The following is a 2,041-nucleotide window of genomic DNA, read 5'->3' as shown; positions in this document are numbered from 1 at the left end:
TTTGGTATTCAAACCCGACGGCAAGCGGAAATGCAGCAGATCAAACAGGCTGGCGCTGAACAGGAACATCACCAACACCATCACCAGCAGGAAGCCGCTGCTCTGGAACTGAATGCCCCAACCCAGCGCCTGACCGCTGAGCCGCAGTCCCGTCATCAGCAGTGCGAGCAGCAGGAAGGAGAAAATGATCCCGGCGCTGGAGGCGAGAAACTGCTGGCGTGTCTGACGCTGCGTTTGCCCTTGCTGCTGAACCAGGCTGCTGAGCTTGATCGCCAGCACCGGCAACACGCACGGCATCAGGTTGAGGATCAAGCCACCGAGCAGCGCCAGCAGCAACACCGACCATAAGGTTTGCGCACCATTGCCGGACACCAGTGTTTGCGCGCCAATATTGATCACGCTTTGCTGCGCAATCCCACCGTCGGCCACCACCAGCGACAGCGTTTTGCCGCGCAGATCCGGAGCCGCTTCGCCCCATTCATCGGTGACCGCGACCCGCGCGCTGAGCGTGTCGCCTTTCACACTGATTTGCGGTGCCGCCAGCATGCTGCCCGGCGGATAATCGAAGAAAAGTTCCGGTTGTTGCCAGCCGCCCTGACGCTGTGCGCGGATCTGCAATTCACCATTCACAAAGCTGGCGTCGAGCTGATCGGTTAAACCGCTGGCGGCCGGGATACGTCCCATCGCCTCGGCGAAATCGCGGGCAAAATCGGCGTCAGCGGGCTGCGTCAGATCGAGGCTGAACGGGAAGTCGGTAAGGATGCAGACATCGCTGCAGGTCGAGAGCGTCAACGTTCCCGCGAGCTGGTGGCTCGACAGTTTCGCCAGTTCGATCGGCAGCGTGATATCGCCTTTGTAGCCTTGCGTGGTCAAGCCGCTCACATCAAAACGTTCAGGCGCTGGCCAGAACCATTGCGCGTTGACCTCCGGCGTTTGCCAGCGGATTTCCGGCGCAACGCCGCCTTCGCCTGGCGTGCGCCAGTAGGTTTTCCAGCCAGGTTGCAGGCGAATATCCAGCAGCAGTTGCTGATTATCGTTGTGGCTGGCGCTGCGCAGGCGCACTTCGGCATGGTTGTTTTGCGCATTGCGCAGCCAGCCGGTGTCTGCCGCCTGCGCAGTGATCGCGCAGCTCGCCAGCAGGAGCAGCAGGCTCCTGATCAATACAGTCATGTGAATTCTCCAGTGAATAACAGGGTTTACGCGATGTAACGCGCAGGTGTTATTCCCGGAAGACGCAGAAGGTCAGATGCCGCCGTCGCAGAGGCGGAAACAGCGGTGCGCGGCGATAGCCGACGGACGTGGTGGTTTGTGTGAAGGTAGCGATCAGCGCCAGCAACAACAGCAGGAAAGGCAATGCGGTATCGAGTATAGGTGCGGCGGCACTGAGCGATTTGGCGCTCAATGCACAAGGTTTTTCACTGCCGCTGGCATCATCACTGCTGTGAGTTTGCGCGGACGCGCTGACCTGCGCTAAAGGTGCGGAAGGCAAATTGAAGCTGCGCTGGACGAGACAAAACGCCAGCACCAGACAAACCAGTGCCAGAATCCATTTTGCGCGTGATAGCGATATCGTCATGCCGCAGCCTCAGAGAAAAGTGCGGGCATTTTAAGCATCTGCAGCAGAAACACCAAGCTTTGCTGTGTAAACTTTTGTCTTTGTGGTGCGAGCATTGTAGGGTCGCCATTCATGGCGACCTGGTCAATCACCGCACCCGGCTAAACAATATCATCCACCACGCCGCCATCCACGCGCAGCGCGGCACCGGACGTCGCCGACGCCTGTTTCGAACAAACGTACACCACCATGTTCGCCACCTCTTCCACCGTAGCGGCACGCTGGATCACCGAACTCGGACGCTGGGCCATCACAAACTCTTTCGCCAGCTCTTCCAGCGGTTTACCGGTGCGCTTCACTTCGTCTTCCATCATGGCGGCAAAACCATCAGAGAGCGTTGGGCCCGGCAACACGCTGTTCACCGTCACGCCGCTGCCCGCCACCACTTTCGCCAGCCCGCGCGCCAGCGACAGCTGCGCGGTTTTA

The 2,041-nt window shown here is 59.6% G+C and carries 3 protein-coding genes; all 3 read right to left on the bottom strand.

What is annotated here, in order from left to right:
- A partial coding sequence (locus tag RTM06_RS14240) for a protein-disulfide reductase DsbD domain-containing protein (RefSeq protein ID WP_312182971.1) occupies positions 1 to 1,170 on the bottom strand: 1,170 nt, incomplete at its 3' end.
- A gap of 49 nt (positions 1,171 to 1,219) precedes the next feature.
- Positions 1,220 to 1,576, bottom strand: a complete 357-nt coding sequence (locus RTM06_RS14235; protein ID WP_154152305.1) for a hypothetical protein — start codon at positions 1,574 to 1,576, stop codon at positions 1,220 to 1,222.
- Between the two features lie 140 nt (positions 1,577 to 1,716).
- Positions 1,717 to 2,041: SDR family oxidoreductase (locus RTM06_RS14230; RefSeq protein WP_312182969.1), on the bottom strand; the 325-nt coding region annotated here is incomplete at its 5' end.

Origin of the sequence: Pantoea sp. CTOTU46764, assembly GCF_031974595.1 — a bacterium.
In the GTDB taxonomy this organism is placed as follows: Bacteria; Pseudomonadota; Gammaproteobacteria; order Enterobacterales; family Enterobacteriaceae; genus Pantoea; species Pantoea trifolii.
This window is presented reverse-complemented; position numbering and strand designations above follow the sequence as displayed.

Coding starts and splice junctions, on each gene's coding strand:
- RTM06_RS14235 (WP_154152305.1), bottom strand. CDS start 1,576: ATGACGATATCGCTATCACGCGCAAAATGGATTCTGGCACTGGTTTGT.